Source organism: Enterobacter quasiroggenkampii, assembly GCF_043972695.1.
GTDB lineage: Bacteria > Pseudomonadota > Gammaproteobacteria > Enterobacterales > Enterobacteriaceae > Enterobacter > Enterobacter quasiroggenkampii.
Genome location: NZ_CP143745.1, coordinates 4548660 through 4571210, shown reverse-complemented (window position 1 = coordinate 4571210; position 22551 = coordinate 4548660). Strand labels below are relative to the sequence as shown.

The 22551-nt window shown below is 58.9% G+C and carries 20 protein-coding genes; 12 read left to right on the top strand and 8 right to left on the bottom strand.

Annotation, left to right across the window (positions count from 1 at the left end):
- Positions 1 to 54 precede the first annotated feature (54 nt).
- Entirely contained in the window at positions 55 to 2196 is a 2142-nt protein-coding gene (locus V1572_RS21730) for a TonB-dependent siderophore receptor (protein WP_126534072.1), read from the bottom strand.
- A gap of 382 nt (positions 2197 to 2578) precedes the next feature.
- Between V1572_RS21730 and V1572_RS21725 the strand changes: the two genes are divergently transcribed.
- The 5 genes from V1572_RS21725 to V1572_RS21705 are packed head-to-tail and all read left to right on the top strand — an operon-like array spanning position 2579 to position 7252.
- A complete protein-coding gene (locus V1572_RS21725; RefSeq protein ID WP_252077729.1) occupies positions 2579 to 3391 on the top strand; it encodes an ABC transporter ATP-binding protein in 813 nt (270 codons plus the stop codon).
- Complete coding sequence (locus V1572_RS21720; protein ID WP_395299581.1) at positions 3388 to 4371, top strand: FecCD family ABC transporter permease; 984 nt, start codon at positions 3388 to 3390, stop codon at positions 4369 to 4371. Before V1572_RS21725 ends, V1572_RS21720 begins: the two co-directional genes overlap by 4 nt.
- Positions 4368 to 5408, top strand: a complete 1041-nt coding sequence (locus V1572_RS21715; RefSeq protein ID WP_395299580.1) for a FecCD family ABC transporter permease — start codon at positions 4368 to 4370, stop codon at positions 5406 to 5408. Before V1572_RS21720 ends, V1572_RS21715 begins: the two co-directional genes overlap by 4 nt.
- Positions 5409 to 5417: 9 nt before the next feature.
- A complete protein-coding gene (locus V1572_RS21710) occupies positions 5418 to 6368 on the top strand; it encodes an iron-siderophore ABC transporter substrate-binding protein (protein WP_063622595.1) in 951 nt (316 codons plus the stop codon).
- Positions 6365 to 7252 (top strand): MurR/RpiR family transcriptional regulator, encoded by an 888-nt coding sequence (locus V1572_RS21705; RefSeq protein ID WP_039025548.1) that lies wholly within the window; start codon positions 6365 to 6367, stop codon positions 7250 to 7252. The genes V1572_RS21710 and V1572_RS21705 overlap by 4 nt, the downstream gene beginning before the upstream one ends.
- 96 nt (positions 7253 to 7348) lie before the next feature.
- On the opposite strand, the gene V1572_RS21700 is transcribed toward V1572_RS21705, so the two are convergent.
- From V1572_RS21700 to qseB, 4 genes are all read right to left on the bottom strand, one after another.
- Positions 7349 to 7663 (bottom strand): putative quinol monooxygenase, encoded by a 315-nt coding sequence (locus tag V1572_RS21700; RefSeq protein ID WP_008502984.1) that lies wholly within the window; start codon positions 7661 to 7663, stop codon positions 7349 to 7351.
- A 31-nt stretch (positions 7664 to 7694) separates the two neighbouring features.
- Positions 7695 to 8276 (bottom strand): NAD(P)H-dependent oxidoreductase, encoded by a 582-nt coding sequence (locus V1572_RS21695; protein WP_024906501.1) that lies wholly within the window; start codon positions 8274 to 8276, stop codon positions 7695 to 7697.
- A gap of 105 nt (positions 8277 to 8381) precedes the next feature.
- Positions 8382 to 9731, bottom strand: a complete 1350-nt coding sequence (qseC, locus tag V1572_RS21690) for a quorum sensing histidine kinase QseC (RefSeq protein WP_395299579.1) — start codon at positions 9729 to 9731, stop codon at positions 8382 to 8384.
- On the bottom strand, positions 9728 to 10387 hold the full coding sequence (gene qseB, locus V1572_RS21685) for a quorum sensing response regulator transcription factor QseB (RefSeq protein WP_023326078.1): 660 nt from the start codon (positions 10385 to 10387) through the stop codon (positions 9728 to 9730). The genes qseC and qseB overlap by 4 nt, the downstream gene beginning before the upstream one ends.
- 138 nt (positions 10388 to 10525) lie before the next feature.
- On the opposite strand from qseB, the gene V1572_RS21680 reads away from it, so the two are divergent.
- The 6 genes from V1572_RS21680 to V1572_RS21655 all read left to right on the top strand — a co-directional run bounded on the left by V1572_RS21680 (position 10526) and on the right by V1572_RS21655 (position 18499).
- Positions 10526 to 10927, top strand: coding sequence for a YgiW/YdeI family stress tolerance OB fold protein (locus V1572_RS21680; RefSeq protein WP_045334456.1), 402 nt, complete (start codon positions 10526 to 10528; stop codon positions 10925 to 10927).
- A gap of 118 nt (positions 10928 to 11045) precedes the next feature.
- Positions 11046 to 13304, top strand: coding sequence for a DNA topoisomerase IV subunit A (parC, locus tag V1572_RS21675; RefSeq protein ID WP_045909972.1), 2259 nt, complete (start codon positions 11046 to 11048; stop codon positions 13302 to 13304).
- A gap of 163 nt (positions 13305 to 13467) precedes the next feature.
- Positions 13468 to 14205 (top strand): 1-acylglycerol-3-phosphate O-acyltransferase, encoded by a 738-nt coding sequence (gene plsC, locus V1572_RS21670; protein ID WP_069719963.1) that lies wholly within the window; start codon positions 13468 to 13470, stop codon positions 14203 to 14205.
- A gap of 58 nt (positions 14206 to 14263) precedes the next feature.
- A complete protein-coding gene (gene ftsP, locus V1572_RS21665) occupies positions 14264 to 15676 on the top strand; it encodes a cell division protein FtsP (protein WP_045909971.1) in 1413 nt (470 codons plus the stop codon).
- Positions 15677 to 15807: 131 nt separating this feature from the next.
- A complete protein-coding gene (locus tag V1572_RS21660; RefSeq protein ID WP_045909970.1) occupies positions 15808 to 17982 on the top strand; it encodes a YgiQ family radical SAM protein in 2175 nt (724 codons plus the stop codon).
- A gap of 115 nt (positions 17983 to 18097) precedes the next feature.
- Entirely contained in the window at positions 18098 to 18499 is a 402-nt protein-coding gene (locus V1572_RS21655) for a carboxypeptidase-like regulatory domain-containing protein (RefSeq protein WP_045909969.1), read from the top strand.
- Positions 18500 to 18540: 41 nt separating this feature from the next.
- Here V1572_RS21655 and dkgA read toward each other — a convergent pair whose 3' ends face one another.
- Both dkgA and yqhD read right to left on the bottom strand, forming a co-directional pair.
- The gene (dkgA, locus tag V1572_RS21650) at positions 18541 to 19368 is read right to left on the bottom strand and encodes a 2,5-didehydrogluconate reductase DkgA (protein ID WP_045909968.1); all 828 of its coding nucleotides are present in this window, start codon (positions 19366 to 19368) and stop codon (positions 18541 to 18543) included.
- Positions 19369 to 19473: 105 nt separating this feature from the next.
- Positions 19474 to 20637, bottom strand: coding sequence for an alcohol dehydrogenase (gene yqhD, locus V1572_RS21645; protein WP_045909967.1), 1164 nt, complete (start codon positions 20635 to 20637; stop codon positions 19474 to 19476).
- Positions 20638 to 20831: 194 nt separating this feature from the next.
- Here yqhD and V1572_RS21640 point away from each other — a divergent pair, with 194 nt between their 5' ends.
- Positions 20832 to 21731, top strand: a complete 900-nt coding sequence (locus tag V1572_RS21640; RefSeq protein ID WP_063622437.1) for an AraC family transcriptional regulator — start codon at positions 20832 to 20834, stop codon at positions 21729 to 21731.
- Between the two features lie 48 nt (positions 21732 to 21779).
- Here V1572_RS21640 and yghB read toward each other — a convergent pair whose 3' ends face one another.
- The gene (gene yghB / locus V1572_RS21635) at positions 21780 to 22439 is read right to left on the bottom strand and encodes a DedA family general envelope maintenance protein YghB (protein ID WP_024906512.1); all 660 of its coding nucleotides are present in this window, start codon (positions 22437 to 22439) and stop codon (positions 21780 to 21782) included.
- Positions 22440 to 22551: the final 112 nt, after the last annotated feature.

Below are 22551 nucleotides of genomic sequence, written 5' to 3'. Positions count from 1 at the left end.
CCCCTCGCCCCTTTGGGGAGAGGGTTAGGGTGAGGGGAACACCCCGCACGGACATCAAAACTCCATCTTCACCGTAAACTGCACTTCGCGCGGGTCGCCAATCTGGTTGCCCAGGTTGTTGGTCGCAATGGACGACGTGTAGTAGGTCTTATCAAACAGGTTCTTCACGTTCACCTGCAGCGTCACCGGATACTGCAGCTTCATCTTATACGCCGCAAACGCATCCGCCACAAAATAGCCCGGCAGATAATAATCCGCGCCGTTGGTCGCTGAACGACGGCTCACGCCGTGCCCCCCGCCGCCCAGCGTCAGGGTATTCCCGGCAAACGCATTATGAATGTCGTAGGTCAGGAACAGTGAGCCGGTATGGCGCGGCACGTTCGGCAGCGGTTTGCCCGCGTAGTCCGGGTCTTCCAGCACCTTCGCGTCGGTATACCCGTAGCTGGCGATGATATTGGTGTTCTCGGTCAGCGATCCGGCAAGATCCACCTCCACGCCCTGGGAGCGCACGCGGCCCGCCGTTTTGGCGATGGTTTCACCCCCCACGCTTTCGTTGTACAGCACGTTGCGTTTGTGAATATCAAACAGCGCGATATTGGCGGTAACACCGTCGAACAGGTCGAACTTTGCACCCACTTCGTAAGCATTCGACGTTTCCGGCGGCAGGTCGCCGATGTAGCTCGCAATGGACGACTGCGGCATAAACGTCTGCGAGTAGTTGGCAAACAGCGAGACCGCTGGCGTGAGCTTATAGACCAGCCCCAGCTTCGGCGTCCACTGTTCGTCGCGGCTGTCGGTGTTGACGTTGAACGGGCGGCCTTTGCCCGCGTACTGGGTGTAATACTGATAGCGCATCCCGGCGACGGCGATCCACTTATCGGTCAGGTACAGGGCATCCTGCGCGTACGCAGAGTAGCTTTCCTGCTTGAGCGTCTGGTCGCTGTCGGACGCCGACACGGTGGTGCATTTGCCGAGATTGCCATACGTCGGGTGATAGATATTGAAATCCTTGACGTTTTTACAGCGCATCATGTCCGTGCGCAGCAGGTCGTAATTCTCATACGACACGCCGGTCAGGATCTCATTGTAAAAGCCTGCAATATCGACATTCCCCTGCAGATCTGCGCGGGTGCTGTGCATGCGCTGGGTCGAGCCCTGGGTCGCATCCACGCGGCGGGTCAGGTTGCCGGTTTTTGCATCGTAGGCCATGACGCGGGCCTGGTTATCGCTGTATTTGTCCTGGCTGTAGCTGTAGTCGAACTTCGCGGTCCACTGGCTGTTGAGTCGATATTCCGCGTTGAGCTGAGCGAGGTCGGACTGCCCGTCAGTGATGTTAAACGGCTCGTCAAAGCGGGTTTTGCGATCGACATCAACGGCTTTTTTAGTGTTGAGATCGAAGATCGTACCGCGATCGAACGGCGTCTTATAATCGCGATGTGAATAGAGCACGGTCACGGTGGCATCATCGCCGAACCAGGTGAGCGACGGGGCGATAAAGGTGCTGCGTTCGTTGCCAAAATTACGCCAGTAATCTTCGTCCTGATACTCACCCGTGAGGCGATACGCCAGACGCGTGCCGTCGATTGGGCCGGTCACATCGACCTGTCCGGTGCCGCCGCCAAAGCTGGAAGAGGTGGCGGAAAGGGAACCGCCGAAGGTCTTCTCCGGGCGTTTGGTGACGACGTTAATCAGGCCGCCCGGATCGAGAATGCCGTACAGCGTGGAGGCCGGGCCTTTCAGCACCTCCACGCGCTCGGTGGCGGCGTTAAAGCTGCGCGGCAGGACGGTGCGCAGGCCGTTGGTCATGATTGACCCGTCGCGGTTCGCGCCAAACCCGCGGCGCACAAAGGCATCCTGCGTACCGCCCAGGGTATTGGTCTGCACCACGTTGCTGACGTTATAGAGCGCTTCATCCAGCGTGGTGGCGTGCTGATCCTCCAGCACGTTATCGCTGACGGTATTGACCACCTGCGGGATATCCAGCATCGGCATGTTGGTCAGCGTTGCGGTGGAGGTGTTCAGCGGCTGGTAGCCGTTGGTGGCTTCCGCCGGAGTATTTGGATCGGCAGTGACGGTAAGCGTTTCGCCGTCTTTAGCCGCGGTGGTGTCTGCTGCCTGCGCCAGCGGCGCCATAAACAGTAGTGAAAAGAGCGCGCGCCCTTTTATCCCTGAGAGTGAAGGTGTGAACGTAGCCATTACATCTGTTATCCCGAAATATCCCGCGAATGCGTTCGCGGCAAACTGTGTGAGTCATTGCCCTTTACGGTCTGTCCGTTAGCCGGAAGTGGCATCGGACATGTAATTGAGAATCATTCAATCATGCGGGAATGTAGTAGTAAATGGAAAAAAGAAAAAATCGACTACAGCAGTTAACCGCGTGCGTAAGCGCAGCGGGTTGATGTTTAACTCGTTGAAATAAATGTTTTTATAAGCCTTGATGGACTCATTTTTTCTCAGGTTTACCCCTGGTTTTTTCAGGGTGTTTCTTCGCTTGACTACTACATGGCGCGGCGTCAAACTCTCAAAAGAGAATGAGTTTTATTTTTATTTGTTGGTTTTTCATTACGTTGGCGTTCACGTGGCTCACAACACACACAAACCGGGTCTGGTTCTGGAGAACCTCTCTGCGGGCTATCAGAAAAAAATCATCGTTGATGATATCTCCCTTGCGATCCCTCAGCAGAAAATGACGGTGCTGGTCGGGGCGAACGGCTGTGGAAAATCCACGCTGTTGAGCACTATCGCGCGGCTGCTGCAGCCGCTTGGGGGAACCGCGCTGCTGGACGGTAAAGCCATTCATGAGCAGCCCACCAAAGCGGTCGCCCGTCAGCTTGGCATTCTCCCGCAGTCGCCGCTGCTGCCGGAAGGGTTAACCGTTTTTGAACTGATCTCGCGCGGGCGTTTTCCCTGGCAAAACGTTATGCGTCAGTGGAGCGACGAGGACGAGCGGGCGGTGGAAGAGGCCCTGCGGCTGACCGGCACGGCAGAGTTTGCCCATATGCCGGTGGAAAGCTTATCCGGCGGCCAGCGTCAGCGCTGCTGGATCGCCATGGCGCTGGCGCAGCAAACGCCGTATATCCTGCTTGACGAGCCGACGACGTACCTCGATCTTCGCTATCAGGTGGAGATCCTCGAGCTTCTGCATACGCTGACGCGTGAGCACGGGCGTACCGTGGTGGTGGTGCTGCACGATCTCAACTTTGCCGTGAACTACGGTGATTCACTGGTCTTTTTACGCCAGGGGAAAGTCGAGGGGGTGTTACATGAAGGCGACGCCTGCACGCCGGAGTTGATCAAAGCGGTGTTTGATGTGGACGTGCATATGTCCATCAATCCCCTGACCGGCAAACCGTTCTTTATGCCGTTTCGCCAGAGTCTTGAACAGCCATGATGCGCGCTTCTCTCGTCTTCCTGATTTTTACATTGCTGCTGGCGCTGGGCGCGATTGTGCATCTTGGCATCGGGGCGCGGTTTATCCCTCCCCGAACGGTAGTCGAGGCATTCTTTCACTTCGATCCGCGCAATTTCGACCATAACATCATCATCAGACTACGACTGCTGCGCCTCTGCGCCGCAATGGTGACAGGCGCCGCGCTCGGCGTGGCGGGCGTGCTGCTGCAGTCCGTGATCCGCAACCCGCTCGGCGAGCCGCATATTCTGGGGCTCAACGCCGGGGCAGCGCTGGCGGTGGTGATCGCCAGCGCGCTTGGGCTTTCGCTGCCGCTTGGTCGCCCGCTGATTGCCGCCGCCGGTGCCGCCGTGCTGTTTCTGCTGGTGCTGATGTTCTCCTCGTCCGGTCGCACCGGGCTCACGCCGATGAAGGTCACCCTGTGCGGCGTGGCGATGTCGGCGTTTGCCTCGTCGATTACCGCCGCGGTGTTAATCCTGGATGAACAGACGCTGCTCTCTTTGCGTACCTGGCTGGCAGGTGATATCGCCGGAGTCAACGCGCAGATGCTCCAGAGTGCCCTGTGGGCTGCAGCAGCCGGTTTTATTCTTGCTATCGGGCTGTCGCCCTCGCTCAACATGCTGGCGCTGGGCGACAGAATGGCGCAGGGGCTTGGCGTGTCGCTGCTGAAAACCCGCCTCCTTGCCCTGCTGGCCATCGCGCTGCTCTGCGGCGCGGCCGTCTCCCTCGCCGGACCGATTGGCTTTATCGGCCTTGTGGTGCCGCAGCTCATCCGCCGTCTGGTGTCGGTCGATTTGCGCGTGATGGTGCCGCTGTCGGCCCTGTGCGGCGCGCTGGTATTGCTGCTGGCGGATATCGCTGCCCGCACGCTGTTTACCCCCTGGGAGCTGGCAACCGGCATCATGACGGCCCTGGTCGGCGCGCCCGTGTTCATCATTATGGCGTCGAGGATGTTCAAATGAACCGGGCCGGACTCCGTGCGATCCGCGTTGGCCACCTGTCGGCGCTGATTCGCCCGAAAGCGCTGGCGTACCTGTCGCTTTTCGCGCTGGCGGCGCTAAGCCTGCTGGGCTTTGGCCTGACGCACGGTTCTCTGCCTATTCCAACCTCCGTCATCGGGCGCGCGCTGTTTTCGCCTGAAAGTCTGACGGCGGAGACGCGCTACGTCGTGATGGATATCCGCCTGCCGCGCCTGCTGATGGCGGTGTTGTGCGGCGCGATGCTCGGCATGGCGGGGGCGGCGATGCAGTCCATCACCCGCAACGGTCTGGCTGACCCGGGGCTTATCGGCGTGAAGGAGGGCTGTAGCGCGGCGGTACTGCTGCTGATTTTTCAGTTCCCGGCGCTGAGCCTGGCCTGGCGTCCGCTGGTCGGCATGGCCGGTGGGCTGCTTACCGCGCTGCTGGTGATCGTCCTGGCGCGCGATATCTCGCGCCCGCGGTTCATCCTGATCGGCATCGGCGTGTCGTGGGCGTTTGCCGCGGCGATGGACGTCTTTATGACCACCGCCGACGTGCGTGACGTACAGACGGCGATGCTGTGGCTGGCGGGAAGCCTGCATGCGGCAAACTGGACGCTGGTAGGCCTGGCTGCGCTCTGGGCCGCCCCCGCGTTTGCGCTGCTGCTGTTTACCGCCCGGGCCGCGGACGTGGCGTTGCTCGGCAATCAGGCCGCTACGGGCCTTGGCGTGCGCACAACCCGGCTGGCGCTGCTGCGGATTCTCGCTCCGGTGGTGCTGACGGCGGCCTGCGTCTCCTGCGTGGGCAGCATTGGCTTCGTGGGGCTGATTGCCCCGCACATGGCGCGCCTGCTGCTGCGCGGTGGGCAAACCGCGCTCCTGACGGGAAGCGCCGTGCTGGGGGCGCTGCTGGTGCTGCTGGCGGATAACGTCGGCCGTCTGGCATTCCTCCCGCTGCAGCTGCCGGCGGGAATTGTGATTTCATTGATTGGCGGACCGTTTTTCCTGCTGCTGCTCTGGCAGCGTCGGGACAGATTTTAGGGGACTATGATGCGCGTACTGTTTTCGATGCTGTTGCTGGTGGGGTTCGCGGTGAGCGCGGCGGAGCCGACGCAGGTATTTACCGACGATTTGGGACGTAAGGTCGTTGTGCCGGTTCATCCGAAGCGGATTGTTTCATTACACGATCTGGATATCACCATTCCGCTGATTGAGCTTGGCGTGCCGCCGGTGGCGAGCCATGGCCGCACGCGCCCGGACGGTAGCCACTTTCTGCGCTCCAGCGGCATGTTAACCGGCGTCGACTTCGATAATTCCGATATCAAATTTATCGGTACGGCCGATATCGACATCGAAGCCATCGCCGCCGCAAAACCTGACCTGATCGTTACCGAGCCGACCCGCAACACCCCGGTGGAACAGCTGGCGAAAATTGCCCCGACGGTGAGCATCGATCATCTCGACGGCGGCGCGCCGGAAATCTACCGCAAGCTGGCGCAGCTCACGGGCACGCAGGCAAGGCTAAACATTCTGGAACGCCGCTATCAGGAGCAAATCAAGGCTCTGAAGGCGACCATCGACACGCGCAAAATCACCGTGTCGGTGATTCAGGCCAATCAGGGGAAAATCAACGCCATGCACAGCTACCACTCGCTGGGCCGCGTTCTGCGCGACGCCGGATTCAAATTCCCGCCACTGATTGAGGCCATCCCGGAAGGGGGGCGCATCGACGTCAGCGCCGAGCGCCTGCCGGAGCTGGATGCCGATTTCGTCTTCGCGACCTGGCGCGGGGATACGGGCGGTAAACCGCAGGACGAGCTGGCGGCAATGGAGGCTGTCATGCCGGGCTGGTGTCAGTTCCTGACTGCCTGCCGAACCGGGCACTACGTGCTGATCTCGCGTGAAGAGGCGATCTCGAATTCGTTCGCGTCATTAGGGCTGATGGCCGCGCAGGTGCAGTCGCAGATTGCCGGGCGTCCGCTGCCGGAGGCGTCACGGTGATCCGCAAAGAGAAAGGGCGCGTGGATGTCTATGGCGATCGTTTTCGCGCGCGGGCGCATCAGCTGACGCCGCGTCTGCTGCAGGTCGCACGCTATATCCATGACAACCGCGAGGCGGTGATGGAGCAAACTGCCATGGAGATTGCTGCCGTAGTGAAAACCTCGGATGCCACGGTGGTCCGCGCCATACAGGCGCTGGGTTTCGCCGGGCTGCGCGATCTCAAGCAGACGCTGGAGCAGTGGTTTGGCCCGGTGGTCACCTCCAGCGAAAAGATGTCCACCACGGTGAACACGCTCGCCAGCGACGTCAACGCGAGCATTGATTTCGTGCTGGAGGGACATCAGCACACCTGCGAGGTGTTATCCGAGCCCCACAACCGCTACGCGATGGCGCAGGCGGTCTCACTGCTGGCACAGGCAAGACAGGTCGCCATATTTGGCATTGGCGCCTCGGGCATTCTGGCCGAGTACACCGCCAGGCTGTTCAGCCGTATGGGGTTACCCGCCACGCCGCTCAACCGTACCGGGATAGGGCTTGCCGAGCAGCTGATTGCGCTTCAGCGCGGCGACGTGCTGGTGATGATGGCGCAGAAATCCGCGCACCGGGAGGGGCAAACCACCCTGCGTGAAGCAAAACGTCTGGGCATTCCCACCATCCTGCTGACTAACGCCCTTGATTCGCGTTTCAGTAAGGAGGCCAGCGTGGTGATCCACGTTCCACGCGGCGGCGAAAAGGGCAAAATCCCGCTCCATGGCACGGTGCTGCTCTGTCTGGAGATGATCATTTTGTCCGTCGCTTCTACCGAGCCGCAGCGCACCATCAAGTCCATGAAGCGCATCAACGAGCTCCATCGTGGGTTAAAACCGGGGAAGAAAAGCAGCTAAAAACAACAAAGCCCGGTGGCGCTAGCGCTTACCGGGCCTACGGTTCAGGTTTTGTAGGCCGGGTAAACGCAGTGCCACCCGGCAAATTCCACGAACTTAAACCCCTTGCTCCAGGATGCGGATGTGGGTTTCCAGCACGTCGCCCTTCACCGCGTCGCTCCACGCTTTCATGTGCGCGGTCTGCAGATGCGCTTCAAGATGCGCGACGGTTTCCCACTGCTCAACCATGATGATCGAGTCCGGCGCGGTCGCCTGGAAGCTGGCATCAGTGGCGGCATCCACCATCGGCGCGTAGCCGTGGCAGCCTTCTTCTTTCAGTACGGTCGGGATAATTTTCGCGAACTGATCCAGCACCGCCTGGCGGTGATGTTGACCTGGACGAGTACGGATTTCTGCGATAACGGTAAGCATGTTTACTACTCCTTTAATTCCAGGCTACCAGTTAAGCAAAAATTTTCGCGAGATGCTTGCGATATTCTGCGATATAGCTCGGGACATCAGGCATTTTAATCACGTCGTTGACGATAAAGGTCGGCAGCGGATCCATGCCCAGGAACTGATTCGCCTTGTGGAACGGCAGGTACGCGCCGTCTACACCCACGCCTTCGAAGAACTGATCTTTCTCGGTGAAGGCTTCCAGCGGTGCGTTCCAGGTCAGTGACAGCATATATTTTTTGCCCTGAATCAGGCCGCCTGAACCGTATTTTTTGGATGCGTCAGAGCGGGTGCGGCCATCGCTGGCATACAGAGAGCCATGACCTTCCGTGAACACGTCGTCCATATATTTTTTCACGGTCCACGGCGCGCCCATCCACCAGCCTGGCATCTGCCAGATCACCACGTCAGCCCACAGGAAGTTCTGCACTTCGGCCTTCACGTCGTAGTTACTGTCTGCACGCACGACCTTAACATCATGCCCGGCGTCGCGCAGGAAACCATCCGCGACCTCGGTCAGGGTGTCATTCAACTGGCCTTTAGAGTGCGCAAATTCTTTTGCACCGTTAATAATCAGAATGTTGCTCATTTTTTGTCCTCGGTGATGAGAGTATGCCGGGTATTCTACGCGCGAGGACGGAGCGGAAAAATGAGCAAAATGTGCAAAGTCTTTTGCTGGAGATGCAATAATCCGTTACCAGCTGATCTTCACCTCAAAGCCGCCTTCCGCCGCATTGCTCAGCGAGACGCGCATTCCGTGCAGCGCGGCAATGCGTCTGACGATAGAGAGTCCCAGCCCGCTGCCCGTGGCGTTCTGGCCCGGTGGACGATAAAAACGCTCGCCGATGCGCGCCAGCACCTCGGGGTCAACGCCAGGACCGTTGTCGCGCACGCTAAAGCTACGCGCGTCCAGCGTAACGTCCACCACGCTGCCGCGCGGACTGTAGCGGATGGCATTGTCCAGCAGGTTGCGCACCAGCAGGCTGAGCAGCAGGGGCTGTCCCTGACGCTTGACCTGCGGGGCATGGTTGTTGAGGCGAATATCAATCCCTGCCTGCTGCGCCGGATGCCAGATATCCAGCACCGCCGACTGCAGTAAATCGGCAAGCGTTATCGGTTCGACATCGTCCAGGTTGTCCAGCGAGTCCAGACGCGACAGCGTGAGGAGTTGGTCCACCAGCCGGGAAGCGCGGTCGATGCCCGCATGCAGCTGCGCCAGCGCTCTTTCCCGCGCCTGTGGATCGTCCTGCGAGAGCTGCGCCACGTCAGTTTGCACCTTCAGGGCCGCCAGCGGGCTGCGCAGCTCGTGGGCCGCGTCGGACGTAAATCGGCGCTCGCGCGTCATCATCTCCTGGGTACGCGCGAAGAGGTGATTCAGCGAGTCGAGCAGGGGGCGCACTTCCGTGGGGACGCCATGAAGCACAAGCGCCTCGGTCGCATCCGGCGAGCGAGAGCGCAGGGTCTGCGCCAGCTTTTTCAGCGGCCTCAGCTCCCGGCTCAGGAGGAGAATTAGCAAGAGCAGCATCACGGGCAGCGCCACCAGCCAGGGCGTGAGCTGCGAGCTGACCACGTCCAGCGCCATATCCTGGCGGTACTCCCACTCCTGACCGACCACCACGCGGTACTTCCCGTCGGGTGAGGTCAGCCACAGGAAACGCCATTCGTCGTTGTCGTCCTGGAGCTGCCCGTTAGCAAACCCGTCGCGGCGATAGTGATACGGAATATCGCGCCCGTTCTCGCCGTCGTTCAGCAGCATTTTGCCGTCGACGGCGTAAATGGCGAAAGCCAGCGCGTCGTCATCGAGACGGCCATGCTTCACTTTCTTTGGGATCTCGCGCATCCGTTCGGGGGCGCGGATCTCGTCAAGATCCATCGTCAGCAGCCGTTTGGCAAACAGCATCTGCTGCGTGTCGAAGAGCTTATCCAGCTTGTGGGTGGTCTGCTGCCAGGCCACCAGGCTGGCGGCAAACCATGCCGTCAGGGAGAGCGCTAAAAAGAGGAGCGTCAGGCGCAGCTTCAGGCTCAGGCGTTGCGTCAGCTTCATGCGTCACCCAGGGTATAGCCGATGCCGTGCACGGTGCGGATAAACTCGCTGCCAAGCTTGCGGCGCAGGTGATGAACGTGGACTTCTACCGCGTTGCTGGAGACGTCGTCATCCCAGGTATACAGTTTTTCCTCAATCGTCTTGCGAGGGAGCACGCGGCCTGCATTGCGCATCAGCAGTTCCAGCAGCGCGAACTCTTTCGGCTTCAGCGTCAGCGGTTCACCGTCCAGCGTGGCGACGAGTCGGGTCGGATCGAGCGTAACCTTGCCGTGGCGTAGTTCGCTATGCGTCTGGCCGTGGCTGCGGCGGACCAGCGCCTCAAGGCGGGCGCCCACTTCAATCAGCGCGAACGGCTTGCAGAGATAATCATCCGCGCCAAGACGCAGTCCTTCCACGCGCTGGTTAAGCGCATCCCGCGCGGTCAGGATCAATACCGGCTCGCTGCGCCCGCTTTCGCGCCACGCGCGCAGGATGTCCAGACCGTCGATTTCCGGCAGCGTCAGATCCAGCACCACGGCATCGTAGGGCGCAGACGCGAGCGCGGCCTGACCGGTTTTGCCGTCGGTAAACCAGTCCACGCTAAAGCCCATTTTGCTTAAACCCGCCCTGATACCGTCGCCGATTAACGTGTCGTCTTCTACCAGTAAAATGCGCATATTCCCTCCTTGATGTCGTCAGTAAACCCTCTGTAAGCGCCTGCTGTACAGCAATAATAAATAAATTTTTCCCTTAAGAAGTTGTTAAGGATTACCCTGTTTAATGGACTGCGAAACCAGATTAAAGGGAGAGTTAATATGAAAAAATTCGCTGCTATTGCCGCCATCATGATGATGACCACTGCCCCCGTTTTTGCCGCGCAGGGCGGATTTAACGGCCCGTCTGCCGCACAGACCCAGACCCAAACGCAGGCAGGCGGTTTTGTCGATAACGACGCCAACCTCACCACCGCGGTGAAGGTAAAAGAGATGAAGGACGACAGCTGGGTGAAGCTGCGCGGGAACATCACCCAGCGCCTGTCCGATGACCGCTACACCTTCCGCGATGAGACCGGCACGGTGAACGTGGAAATTGACCACAAGCGCTGGAACGGCGTGACCGTTAGCCCTCAGGATAAAGTGGAAATCCAGGGCAAGGTCGATAAAGAGTGGAACGATTTTGAAATCGACGTGAAGCAGGTCATTAAGCTGAACAAATAACCCGGAAAGGGCCGCATAAGCGGTCCTTTTTCTTTGTGACTCAACTCGTCAGATAGGGTAGTATCTGCGGCAATATTGCCTGAAACCCTTCGGTTTCTGAGTTGAGGAATCACACGTAATGAGCGATATGGCAGAGCGCCTCGCGCTACATGAATTCACGGAAAACGCCTACCTGAACTACTCCATGTACGTCATCATGGACAGGGCGTTGCCGTTTATCGGGGATGGCCTGAAGCCCGTTCAGCGCCGCATCGTGTATGCGATGTCCGAACTGGGGCTGAACGCCACCGCCAAGTTCAAGAAATCCGCCCGTACCGTCGGTGACGTGCTGGGTAAATACCATCCGCACGGCGACAGCGCCTGTTATGAAGCGATGGTGCTGATGGCCCAGCCGTTCTCTTACCGCTACCCGCTGGTGGATGGTCAGGGGAACTGGGGTGCGCCGGACGATCCGAAATCCTTCGCGGCGATGCGTTATACCGAATCCCGCCTCTCTAAATATGCCGAAGTGCTGCTGGGCGAGCTGGGGCAGGGGACCGTTGACTGGGTACCGAACTTCGACGGTACGCTGCAGGAGCCGAAGATGCTGCCTGCGCGTCTGCCGAACATCCTGCTGAATGGCACCACCGGGATTGCGGTCGGTATGGCGACGGACATTCCGCCGCACAACCTGCGTGAAGTGGCGAAAGCCGCCATCACCCTGATTGAGCAGCCGAAAGCCTCGCTCGACGATCTGCTGGATATCGTGCAGGGTCCGGATTTCCCGACCGAAGCCGAAATCATCACCTCGCGCGCGGAAATCCGCAAAATCTACCAGAACGGTCGCGGCTCCGTGCGCATGCGCGCGGTGTGGAATAAAGAAGACGGCGCCGTGGTCATCACCGCGCTGCCGCATCAGGTTTCCGGTGCCAAAGTGCTGGAGCAGATCGCCTCCCAGATGCGCAATAAAAAGCTGCCGATGGTCGACGACCTGCGCGACGAATCTGACCATGAGAACCCGACCCGTCTGGTGATCGTGCCGCGCTCCAACCGCGTGGACATGGAGCAGGTGATGAACCACCTGTTTGCCACCACCGATCTGGAAAAAAGCTATCGCATCAACCTGAACATGATCGGCCTCGACGGGCGCCCGGCGGTGAAAAACCTGCTGGAGATCCTCACCGAATGGCTGACGTTCCGCCGCGATACGGTACGCCGTCGTCTGAACCATCGTCTCGAGAAAGTGCTTAAGCGCCTGCATATCCTTGAAGGTTTGCTGGTGGCGTTCCTCAATATCGACGAGGTGATTGAGATCATCCGTACCGAGGACGAGCCGAAGCCCGCCCTGATGTCGCGCTTTGGCATCAGCGAAACCCAGGCCGAAGCGATCCTTGAGCTGAAGCTGCGCCATCTCGCCAAACTGGAAGAGATGAAGATCCGCGGCGAGCAGAACGAGCTGGAAAAAGAGCGCGATCAGCTGCAGGCGATCCTCGCGTCCGAACGCAAGATGAACACCCTGCTGAAGAAAGAGCTGCAGGCCGATGCCGACGCGTTTGGCGACGACCGTCGTTCTCCGCTGCACGAGCGCGAAGAAGCGAAGGCGATGAACGAGCACGACATGCAGCCGTCCGAGCCGGTGACCATTGTCCTGTCGCAGAGCGGCTGGGTGCGCAGCGCCAAAGGCCACGATATCGACGCGCCGGGGCTCAGCTACAAAGCGGGCGACAGCTTCAAAGCGGCGGTGAAAGGCAAGAGCAACCAGCCGGTAGCGTTTATCGACTCCACCGGGCGCAGCTACGCCATTGACCCGATCACGCTGCCTTCCGCGCGTGGGCAGGGCGAGCCGCTTACAGGTAAGCTGACGCTGCCGCCGGGCGCGACGGTTGACCATATGCTGATGGAAGCCGATGACCAGAAGCTGCTGCTGGCGTCTGATGCGGGCTACGGCTTTATCTGTACCTTCAACGATCTGGTTTCCCGCAACCGTGCCGGTAAGGCGCTGATTAGCCTGCCGGACAACGCTCACGTGATGGCTCCCTTGGTGATCGAAAACGAAAGCGACATGCTGCTGGCGATCACCACCGCCGGACGCATGCTGATGTTCCCGGTCAGCGATCTGCCTGAGCTCTCAAAAGGCAAGGGCAACAAGATCATCAACATCCCGTCGGCGGAGGCCGCGAAAGGCGAAGATGGCCTGGCGCACCTCTTCCTGCTGCCGCCGCAGAGCACGCTGACCATTCACGTCGGCAAGCGCAAAATCAAGCTTCGTCCGGAAGAGCTGCAGAAGGTGGTGGGTGAGCGCGGTCGCCGCGGCTCGCTGATGCGCGGTCTGCAGCGTATCGATCGCGTGGAGATTGACTCTCCTGCACGCAGCGCTGCGGGTGACAGCGAAGAGTAATGTCGTGATATCCCCCTCTGTCCGGAGGGGGAATTTCAATAAAATTTCCCGTAAAATCGTTGTTAATTCGTGCGTTGCGATTAACAATACGCGCTCGTAATAAAGTCCTTACCTGGCCACAGGTGAAGTATAATTGTCAGCTGTTAGGGCTTCAGAGGTCGCTATGCTATATATTGTTCGTCTTATTCTTACCGTTATCTACTGCATTCTGGTCTGTATTTTCGGCTCTATTTATTGCCTGTTCAGCCCGCGTAATCCGAAGCATGTCGCCACCTTTGGCCATATGTTCGGCCGCCTTGCGCCGCTGTTTGGTCTGAAAGTTGAAAAACGTCTGCCGGAAGGGGCGGAGAATTTCGGTAACGCCATCTATATCGCCAACCATCAGAACAACTACGATATGGTGACGGCCTCTAATATCGTGCTTCCACCGACCGTGACGGTGGGCAAAAAAAGCCTGCTGTGGATCCCATTTTTTGGTCAGCTGTACTGGCTTACCGGTAACCTGCTGATTGACCGTAATAACCGTGCAAAAGCGCACAGCACCATTGCAGAAGTGGTGAATCATTTTAAAAAGCGTCGGATCTCAATCTGGATGTTCCCGGAAGGGACGCGTAGCCGTGGCCGCGGCCTGCTGCCGTTTAAAACCGGTGCGTTTCATGCCGCAATTGCGGCAGGTGTTCCAATTATTCCTGTGTGCGTTTCCAATACTTCGAATAAGATTAATCTTAACCGCCTGAATAACGGGCTGGTGATTGTCGAAATGCTGCCACCCGTCGATACCAGCAAATACGGTAAAGATCAGGTGCGCGAGTTGGCCGCGCACTGCCGTGATCTGATGGCTGAGCATATTGCGCTGCTCGACAAAGAAGTCGCAGAGAGAGAAGCCGCCGGTAAGATTTAATCCGGCGTTGAAGGGAAAACGAATTCCCGCGTTGTTAGTCGTTTCAGATGGAGCTTATATGTCACTCAGTCGGCGTCAGTTTATTCAGGCTTCGGGGATCGCCCTTTGTGCGGGTGCGATGCCGCTGACAGCCAGCGCCGCCGGGCAGCAACAGCCGCTGCCTATTCCGCCACTCATTGAATCCCGTCGCGGTCAGCCGCTTTTCCTGACGCTGCAGCGCAGCCACTGGTCCTTTACCCAGGGGACGCGTGCGCCGGTCTGGGGCATTAACGGACGTTACCTTGGGCCGACCATACGCGTGTGGAATGGCGATGACGTTAAGCTCATCTACAGTAATCGTACCCCTGAAAATGTCGCCATGACCATCAGCGGCCTGCAGGTGCCTGGCCCGCTGATTGGCGGCGCGGCGCGCATGATGTCACCCAGCGCCGACTGGGCGCCCGTTCTGCCGATTCGCCAGAGTGCGGCAACCCTGTGGTATCACGCCAACACGCCTAACCGCACGGCGCAGCAGGTCTATAACGGCCTGGCCGGCATGTGGCTGGTGGAAGATGAAGTCAGCAAATCCCTGCCGATCCCGAACCACTACGGCGTGGATGACTTCCCGATTATCATCCAGGACAAACGTCTGGATAATTTCGGCACGCCGGAATACAGCGAGCCGGGCAGCGGTGGCTTCGTCGGCGATACGCTGCTGGTTAACGGCGCGCAGAGCCCGTATGTCGAAGTGTCCCGTGGCTGGGTGCGCCTGCGCCTGCTCAACGCGTCTAACTCGCGCCGCTATCAGCTGCAGATGAGCGATGGCCGTCCGCTGCACGTGATCTCCGGCGATCAGGGCTTTTTACCGGCGCCGGTGTCCGTCAAACAGCTGGCGCTCGCGCCGGGTGAGCGTCGCGAAATTCTCATTGATATGACCAACGGGGATGAAGTGTCTGTCACCTGCGGTGAAGCGGCCAGCATTGTCGACCGTATTCGCGGGTTCTTTGAACCGTCGAGCATACTTGTCTCCACCCTGGTGTTGACCCTGCGTCCAACCGGCCTGCTGCCGCTGGTGACCGATAGCCTGCCCATGCGTCTGCTGCCGCAGGAGATCATGAGCGGCTCGCCGGTGCGCAGCCGTGATATCAGCCTGGGCGACGACCCGGGCATCAACGGCGCGCTGTGGGACGTCAACCGCATTGATATCACCGCGCAGCAGGGCACCTGGGAGCGCTGGACGGTGCGTTCAGATATGCCGCAGTCGTTCCATATTGAAGGGGTGTCGTTCCTGATCCGCAACGTCAACGGCGCGATGCCGTTCCCGGAAGATCGCGGCTGGAAAGATACCGTCTGGGTGGACGGCCAGGTTGAGCTGCTCGTCTACTACGGCCAGCCTTCGTGGCCGCACTTCCCGTTCCTGTTCCACAGCCAGACGCTGGAGATGATGGACAGGGGGTCGGTGGGTCAAATGCTGGTCAACCCGGCGCCGTAAATTGCTTTTCTCCCTCTCCCTGTGGGAGAGGGTTGGGGTGAGGGCAACAGCCCGCATAATACCCCTTCATTTCCCACAATGATCCAGCGTATAATCCCCGCCCTTTTGTCTATTTTTTCTTCGGAAGCATTATGAGCGCAATTTCCCTGATCCAGCCGGATCGTGACCTCTTCTCCTGGCCCCAGTACTGGGCGGCCTGCTTTGGACCGGCGCCGTTCCTGCCGATGTCCCGGGAAGAGATGGACCAACTGGGCTGGGACAGCTGCGACATCATTCTGGTCACGGGCGATGCCTACGTTGACCACCCGAGCTTCGGCATGGCCATCTGTGGCCGTATGCTTGAAGCGCAGGGCTTCCGCGTGGGGATCATCTCCCAGCCAGACTGGAACAGCAAAGACGACTTTATGCGTCTGGGTAAACCCAACCTGTTCTTCGGCGTGACCGCAGGTAACATGGACTCGATGATCAACCGCTATACTGCCGACCGTAAGCTGCGTCATGACGACGCCTACACGCCGGATAACGTGGCGGGCAAACGTCCGGACCGCGCGACCCTCGTCTATACCCAGCGCTGCAAAGAAGCCTGGAAAGACGTCCCGGTGATCCTGGGCGGCATCGAAGCGAGCCTGCGCCGTACCGCGCACTACGATTACTGGTCTGATACCGTGCGCCGCTCGGTGCTGGTAGATTCCAAAGCCGACATGCTGATTTACGGAAACGGCGAGCGTCCGCTGGTGGAAGTGGCGCACCGTCTGTCGCAGGGCGAGCCGGTGAGCAGCATCCGCGACGTGCGCAATACCGCGATCATGGTAAAAGAGGCGCTGCCGGGCTGGCGCGGCGTGGATTCCCGTATCATCGATATGCCGGGCAAAATCGACCCGATCCCACACCCGTATGGCGACGATCTGCCGTGTGCGGATAACAAACCGGTAGAGCCAAAGAAAGCGGAAGCGAAGGCTATCGTCGTGCAGCCGCCGCGCCCGAAGCCGTGGGAAAAGACCTACGTGCTGCTGCCGTCCTATGAGAAGGTGAAAGCCGACAAGGTGCTCTACGCCCATGCGTCCCGTATTCTGCACCATGAAACCAACCCCGGCTGCGCCCGTGCGCTGATGCAGAAGCACGGCGAGCGCTTTATCTGGATCAACCCGCCGGCCATCCCGCTCTCCACCGAAGAGATGGACAGCGTCTTTGCGCTGCCGTACAAGCGCGTGCCGCACCCGGCGTACGGCAACGCCCGTATCCCGGCGTATGAGATGATCCGCTTCTCGATCAACATCATGCGCGGCTGCTTCGGCGGGTGCTCCTTCTGCTCCATTACCGAGCACGAGGGGCGCATCATTCAGAGCCGTTCGGAAGAGTCGATCATCAACGAGATCGAAGCCATTCGCGACACGGTGCCGGGCTTTACCGGTGTGATTTCCGATCTTGGCGGTCCAACCGCGAACATGTATATGCTGCGCTGCAAGTCGCCGCGCGCGGAGCAAACCTGCCGCCGTCTCTCCTGCGTCTATCCGAGCATTTGCGAGCACATGGATACCAACCACGAGCCAACGATTAACCTCTACCGACGCGCGCGCGATCTGAAAGGCATCAAGAAGATCCTCATCGCGTCCGGGGTACGTTATGACATTGCCGTGGAAGATCCGCGCTACATCAAAGAGCTGGCGACGCACCACGTCGGCGGCTATCTGAAGATTGCGCCGGAGCATACCGAAGAAGGCCCGCTGTCGAAGATGATGAAGCCGGGCATGGGCAGCTACGACCGCTTTAAAGAACTGTTCGACACCTACTCGAAGCAGGCGGGCAAAGAGCAGTATCTGATCCCGTACTTCATCTCAGCGCACCCCGGCACGCGTGATGAGGACATGGTCAATCTGGCGCTGTGGCTGAAGCAGCGCCGCTTCCGCCTGGATCAGGTGCAGAACTTCTATCCGTCACCGCTCGCCAACTCGACGACCATGTATTACACCGGCAAGAACCCGCTGAGTAAGATTGGCTACAAGAGTGAAGAGGTGGTGGTGCCGAAAGGGGATAAACAGCGTCGTCTGCACAAGGCGCTGCTGCGTTACCACGATCCGAAAAACTGGCCGCTGATCCGCCAGGCGCTGGAAGAGATGGGTAAAAAACACCTGATCGGCTCGCGCCGCGACTGTCTGGTACCGGCCCCGACGCTGGAGGAGATGCGCGAAGCGCGTCGCCAGAACCGCAATACGCGCCCGGCGCTGACCAAGCACACGCCGATTGTGCATCAGCGTTCGAACGGTGGAGCGGGAATGAAGAAGAACGTAAAACGTAAGATCGGTTAAACCTGTAACAAAGCCCGGTGGCGCTAGCGCTTACCGGGCCTACAGGTCAGCGCGTAGGCCGGGTAAGGCGCAGCCGCCACCCGGCTTTTTTCTGCATAAGGGTAGGAGGCCCAAAATGAAAATTAGGAAGTTAACAGGAGCGATGCTGATTGGCCTTACGTTATGCGGTTGTGTAATGCACCGCCAGACACAGCCAGAAGTGGAAGGACGTCTAATCGACAGCGCAGGTAAGCCAGTCCCGGGCGCTAAAATAACATTAGAGAGGGAGCAAACGCTTTCTGACGACAACGGTCGTTTTGCTTTTCAGAGCCAGCATGAGTGGATCTTTTTTCTGCCAATAGGTCCGATGGACTGGATTTATCACACCCCGCTCCAGATAAGCGTCAACGGAAAGGAATATCGTGCAGAAGTAGGCGGCGGTCTCGGTGGGCCACATAAACTGGAAGGGAAAGCGTACAACGTTATTTGCACATTACCTGATCTTCCCGGAGAAGCGAGATGTCAGTCCGGTTTATAAATTAAAACGAGCCCGGCGGAAGACCGGGCTCGTTTTAAGTATTATCCGCCAAACTGATCCGGGTCCGGCCCTAAACGCTTGCCCTTATCCAGCTTCGCAATCTCGCCCAGCTCATCTTTGTCCAGCCGGAAATCCCAGACGTCGAAGTTCTCGGCGATGCGCGATGGCGTGACCGATTTCGGGATCACCACCAGGCCGTTGTCCAGATGCCAGCGAATGACGATTTGCGCCGGGCTTTTGCCGTATTTATCCGCCAGTTCACGGATAATTTTTTGATCGAACACGCCCTGGCCACCCTGCGCCAGCGGACTCCAGGACTCGGTCTGGATTTTATGCGTGGCGTTCCAGGCATGAAGCTGCCGCTGCTGCAGCAGCGGGTGCAGCTCGATCTGGTTAATGACAGGCGCGACGCCCGTCTCGTCAATCAGCCGCTGCAGGTGATGAACCTGGAAGTTACAGACGCCGATACTTTTCACCAGCCCCTCTTTCTGCAGTTCAATCATCCCTTTCCAGGCATCAACGTAATGGTCGATGGCCGGAACCGGCCAGTGCATCAGATACAGGTCGACGAAATCGAGCTGGAGTTTCTCCAGGCTCTCCTGCAGGGCTTCGCGGGGACGCTTTTGATCGTCATTCCACAGTTTCGTGGTGATGAACAACTCATCGCGAGGGACACCGGCGCTGGCCAGTGCGGTACCTACGCCGTCCTCGTTTTTGTACGCGGCGGCGGTGTCAATCGACCGGTAGCCGACTTCCAGGGCTTTATGAATGGCGGAGACGACCTCGTCGTTACCGGCTTTCCATACACCTAGCCCCAACTGGGGCATCACGTTGCCGTCCTGCAGCTTGATTACGGTTTGGTTTGCCATTTTTCCTCCTTCAGGTGCGCATCGCCGGAGGGAGACTCCGGCGATGGGGTGTGCATTAAGTCTGGACGAAATGTCAAAAAACGAAAGTCGGGGGGACAAAAACGCTTAGCGTGCCGCCTCGTAAATACGACGGCTGACGTCCAGCGTGATGTCGCCGTGCTCGCCCAGATGGGTCATGCCGTGCTCTTCGAGTTTCGCCAGCAGGGCAGGGATGGAGCTACCGTCCAGGCCGTAGCCAGACAAACGCGTTGGAACGCCCAGACCTTCAAAGAAGCTGCGGGTCGCTTCGATGGCAGCATCAATGCGCGCGTCGTCAGAACCCTCGGTAATGTTCCACACGCGCTCGGCGTACTGCAGCAGCTTGGCGCGTTTGGTGTCGCGTTTTTCGTTCCACAGTGCAGGCAGCACAATGGCCAGCGTCTGCGCATGATCCAGACCGTGCATCGCCGTCAGCTCGTGGCCCAGCATATGGGTTGCCCAGTCCTGCGGCACGCCAGCGCCGATCAGGCCATTCAGCGCCTGTGTAGCCGCCCACATCACGTTGGCGCGAACGTCGTAGTTTTCCGGCTCTTTCAGCGCTTTCGGACCCTCTTCGACGAGCGTCAGCAGAATGCCTTCCGCGAAGCGATCCTGAATTTTGGCATTCACCGGATACGTGACGTACTGCTCAACGGTATGTACAAAGGCATCGACCACGCCGTTCGCCACCTGACGCGCTGGTAGGGTGTAGGTGTAAACCGGATCCAGAATGGCGAACACAGGCTGAACGTGTTCGTTCATGAAGGCCTGCTTGTCACCGGTGGTTTTACGGGAGATCACCGCGCCCTTGTTGGATTCAGAACCCGTCGCTGGCAGGGTCAGCACGGATCCCATCGGGATGGCGCTTTTGATGTCGCTGCCGCGGGTTTCCAGAATGTGCCACGGATCGATGCCGTCAGCGTAGTGCGCCGCAGCGGCGATGAATTTGGTACCGTCCAGCACGGAGCCGCCGCCGACCGCCAGCAGGAAGGTGATGTTTTCTTCGCGGGCGATTTTTACCGCATTCATTAGCGTTTCGTAGGACGGGTTTGGCTCAATGCCGCCGAACTCACGCACGTCCAGACCGTCCAGCGCGCTGTAAACCTGATCCAGCACGCCGGTTTTTTTCACGCTGCCGCCACCGTAGGTGATCAGCACGCGGGCGTCAGCAGGGATCTGCGCGCGCAGGTCAGCGATAGCGTCTTTACCAAACAGAATGCGGGTTGGGGTGTGGAGATTAAAGTTGTTCATTGCTCGTTCCCTTTAGTGGGTAAAAAACCGTGGTGCGCAGAGGGCGACCTGATGCTGCTCATTGTGGCGATCCGGGGCTACGCCCTCAATGCACATTCCTGCCGATGTCTTGCCCATTTCTACAGAGCGCTGGAGAAAGCGCGGAAAACAACGCACACTGTCAACGTCGAAAACCGCACCCGGAGTAACGCAAGATGAACCGTGAGGCTATCTGCCAGCAGCTCACTGTGCAGATTAAAAGATTGATAGATAATGAAAATTGTGCCAGCGAGTTGCTGCCGGACATTCGCCTGCTCTATGGCACGCAGCCGGGGACACGCACGCCGGTCATGTACCAGCCGGGCATCGTTTTTCTCTTCTCGGGCCATAAAATTGGCTATATCAACGAGCGCGTGTTCCGCTACGACACCAATGAATATCTGCTGTTGACGGTACCTTTACCCTTTGAATGTGAAACCTTCGCGACAGAGGCGGTTCCGCTGGCGGGTATTCGCGTCAATGTCGACATCCTTCAGCTACAGGAGCTGCTGATGGAGATTGGCGAAGATGAACTCTTCCAGCCTTCGATGGCCTCAAGCGGGATTAACTCGGCGACGCTGTCGGAAGAGATCCTCTGCGCCATTGAGCGTCTGCTGGATGTGATGGAGAGGCCGCTGGACGCGCGCATTCTGGGCAAGCAGATTGTCCGCGAGATTCTCTACCACGTGCTGCTGGGCCCGGGCGGCGGCGCGTTACTCGCTCTGGTGAGCCGACAGACCCACTTCAGCCTGATAAGCCGCGTGCTCAAGCGTATCGAAAGCCAGTACACGGAGAACCTCAGCGTCGACCAGCTGGCGGCGGAAGCGAACATGAGCGTCTCGGCGTTTCACCATAACTTTAAATCGGTGACCAGCACTTCGCCGCTGCAGTACCTCAAAACCTACCGGCTGCATAAGGCGCGGATGCTGATGATCCACGACGGCATGAAGGCCAGCGCGGCGGCGATGCGTGTGGGCTATGAAAGTGCCTCGCAGTTCAGTCGGGAGTTTAAGCGCTATTTCGGCGTCACGCCGGGAGAGGATGCGTCACGTATAAGAACGATGCAGGGAGTCTGACGAAAAACGTAGGCCGGGTAAGCGATAGCGCCACCCGGCTTTGTTGAATTATGCGCTGCAGTACTTCTTCTTAATCACTACCGCGATGGTTCCCACCAGACCCGCCACCAGCAGGAACATCGGCAGCACCATCAGGAAGGTCATCACCTGATCTTCGTGGTGTTTCACGAAGGGGATCATATTCAGCGCGTAGCCGAGCGTCGTCACCACGCCAACCCACAGCAGGGCGCTCAGCCAGTTGAAGAACTGGAAGCGGCGGTTTGACAGACCGGAAATGCCCGCCATCGTTGGCAGAAGGGTGCGAACGAACGCGAGGAAACGTCCGGCCAGCAGCGCCAGGAGGCCGTGCCGGTCAAACATGCAGGTCGCGCGTTGATGATATTTATGCGGCAGCTGCGCCAGCCAGCTTTTGACGACGCGCGTGTTCCCCAGCCAGCGGCCCTGCAGATAGCTCAGCCAGCAGCCCAGGCTGGCAGCGGAGGTCAGGATAACCATCGTTGGTGTGAAGTCCATGACGCCTTTACCGATTAACGCCCCGGCAAGTAAAAGCAGGCTGTCACCGGGTAAAAACGAGGCTGGCAGTAATCCATTTTCCAGAAACAGAGTTGCGAACATCACGAAATAGACGATACCGACGACGTGAGGATCCGCCAGCGCGGCAAAATCGTGGTGCCAGAGCGCCGCGATAATATCTTGAATAACAGCCATGGACTTTCCTGTGGAACAGCAGATATAGCGCTATTGTACTCCCTTATTCGCCCGTCGGGTTTGATCCCGGGCGCAACTCATGCAGACTTTTCCGCTTGCGGTGTCCACAAAA

Coding starts and splice junctions, on each gene's coding strand:
- V1572_RS21730 (WP_126534072.1), bottom strand. CDS start 2,196: ATGGCTACGTTCACACCTTCACTCTCAGGGATAAAAGGGCGCGCGCTC.
- V1572_RS21720 (WP_395299581.1), top strand. CDS start 3,388: ATGATGCGCGCTTCTCTCGTCTTCCTGATTTTTACATTGCTGCTGGCG.
- V1572_RS21715 (WP_395299580.1), top strand. CDS start 4,368: ATGAACCGGGCCGGACTCCGTGCGATCCGCGTTGGCCACCTGTCGGCG.
- V1572_RS21710 (WP_063622595.1), top strand. CDS start 5,418: ATGCGCGTACTGTTTTCGATGCTGTTGCTGGTGGGGTTCGCGGTGAGC.
- V1572_RS21700 (WP_008502984.1), bottom strand. CDS start 7,663: ATGCTTACCGTTATCGCAGAAATCCGTACTCGTCCAGGTCAACATCAC.
- V1572_RS21695 (WP_024906501.1), bottom strand. CDS start 8,276: ATGAGCAACATTCTGATTATTAACGGTGCAAAAGAATTTGCGCACTCT.
- qseC (WP_395299579.1), bottom strand. CDS start 9,731: ATGAAGCTGACGCAACGCCTGAGCCTGAAGCTGCGCCTGACGCTCCTC.
- qseB (WP_023326078.1), bottom strand. CDS start 10,387: ATGCGCATTTTACTGGTAGAAGACGACACGTTAATCGGCGACGGTATC.
- V1572_RS21680 (WP_045334456.1), top strand. CDS start 10,526: ATGAAAAAATTCGCTGCTATTGCCGCCATCATGATGATGACCACTGCC.
- parC (WP_045909972.1), top strand. CDS start 11,046: ATGAGCGATATGGCAGAGCGCCTCGCGCTACATGAATTCACGGAAAAC.
- plsC (WP_069719963.1), top strand. CDS start 13,468: ATGCTATATATTGTTCGTCTTATTCTTACCGTTATCTACTGCATTCTG.
- ftsP (WP_045909971.1), top strand. CDS start 14,264: ATGTCACTCAGTCGGCGTCAGTTTATTCAGGCTTCGGGGATCGCCCTT.
- V1572_RS21660 (WP_045909970.1), top strand. CDS start 15,808: ATGAGCGCAATTTCCCTGATCCAGCCGGATCGTGACCTCTTCTCCTGG.
- V1572_RS21655 (WP_045909969.1), top strand. CDS start 18,098: ATGAAAATTAGGAAGTTAACAGGAGCGATGCTGATTGGCCTTACGTTA.
- dkgA (WP_045909968.1), bottom strand. CDS start 19,368: ATGGCAAACCAAACCGTAATCAAGCTGCAGGACGGCAACGTGATGCCC.
- yqhD (WP_045909967.1), bottom strand. CDS start 20,637: ATGAACAACTTTAATCTCCACACCCCAACCCGCATTCTGTTTGGTAAA.
- V1572_RS21640 (WP_063622437.1), top strand. CDS start 20,832: ATGAACCGTGAGGCTATCTGCCAGCAGCTCACTGTGCAGATTAAAAGA.
- yghB (WP_024906512.1), bottom strand. CDS start 22,439: ATGGCTGTTATTCAAGATATTATCGCGGCGCTCTGGCACCACGATTTT.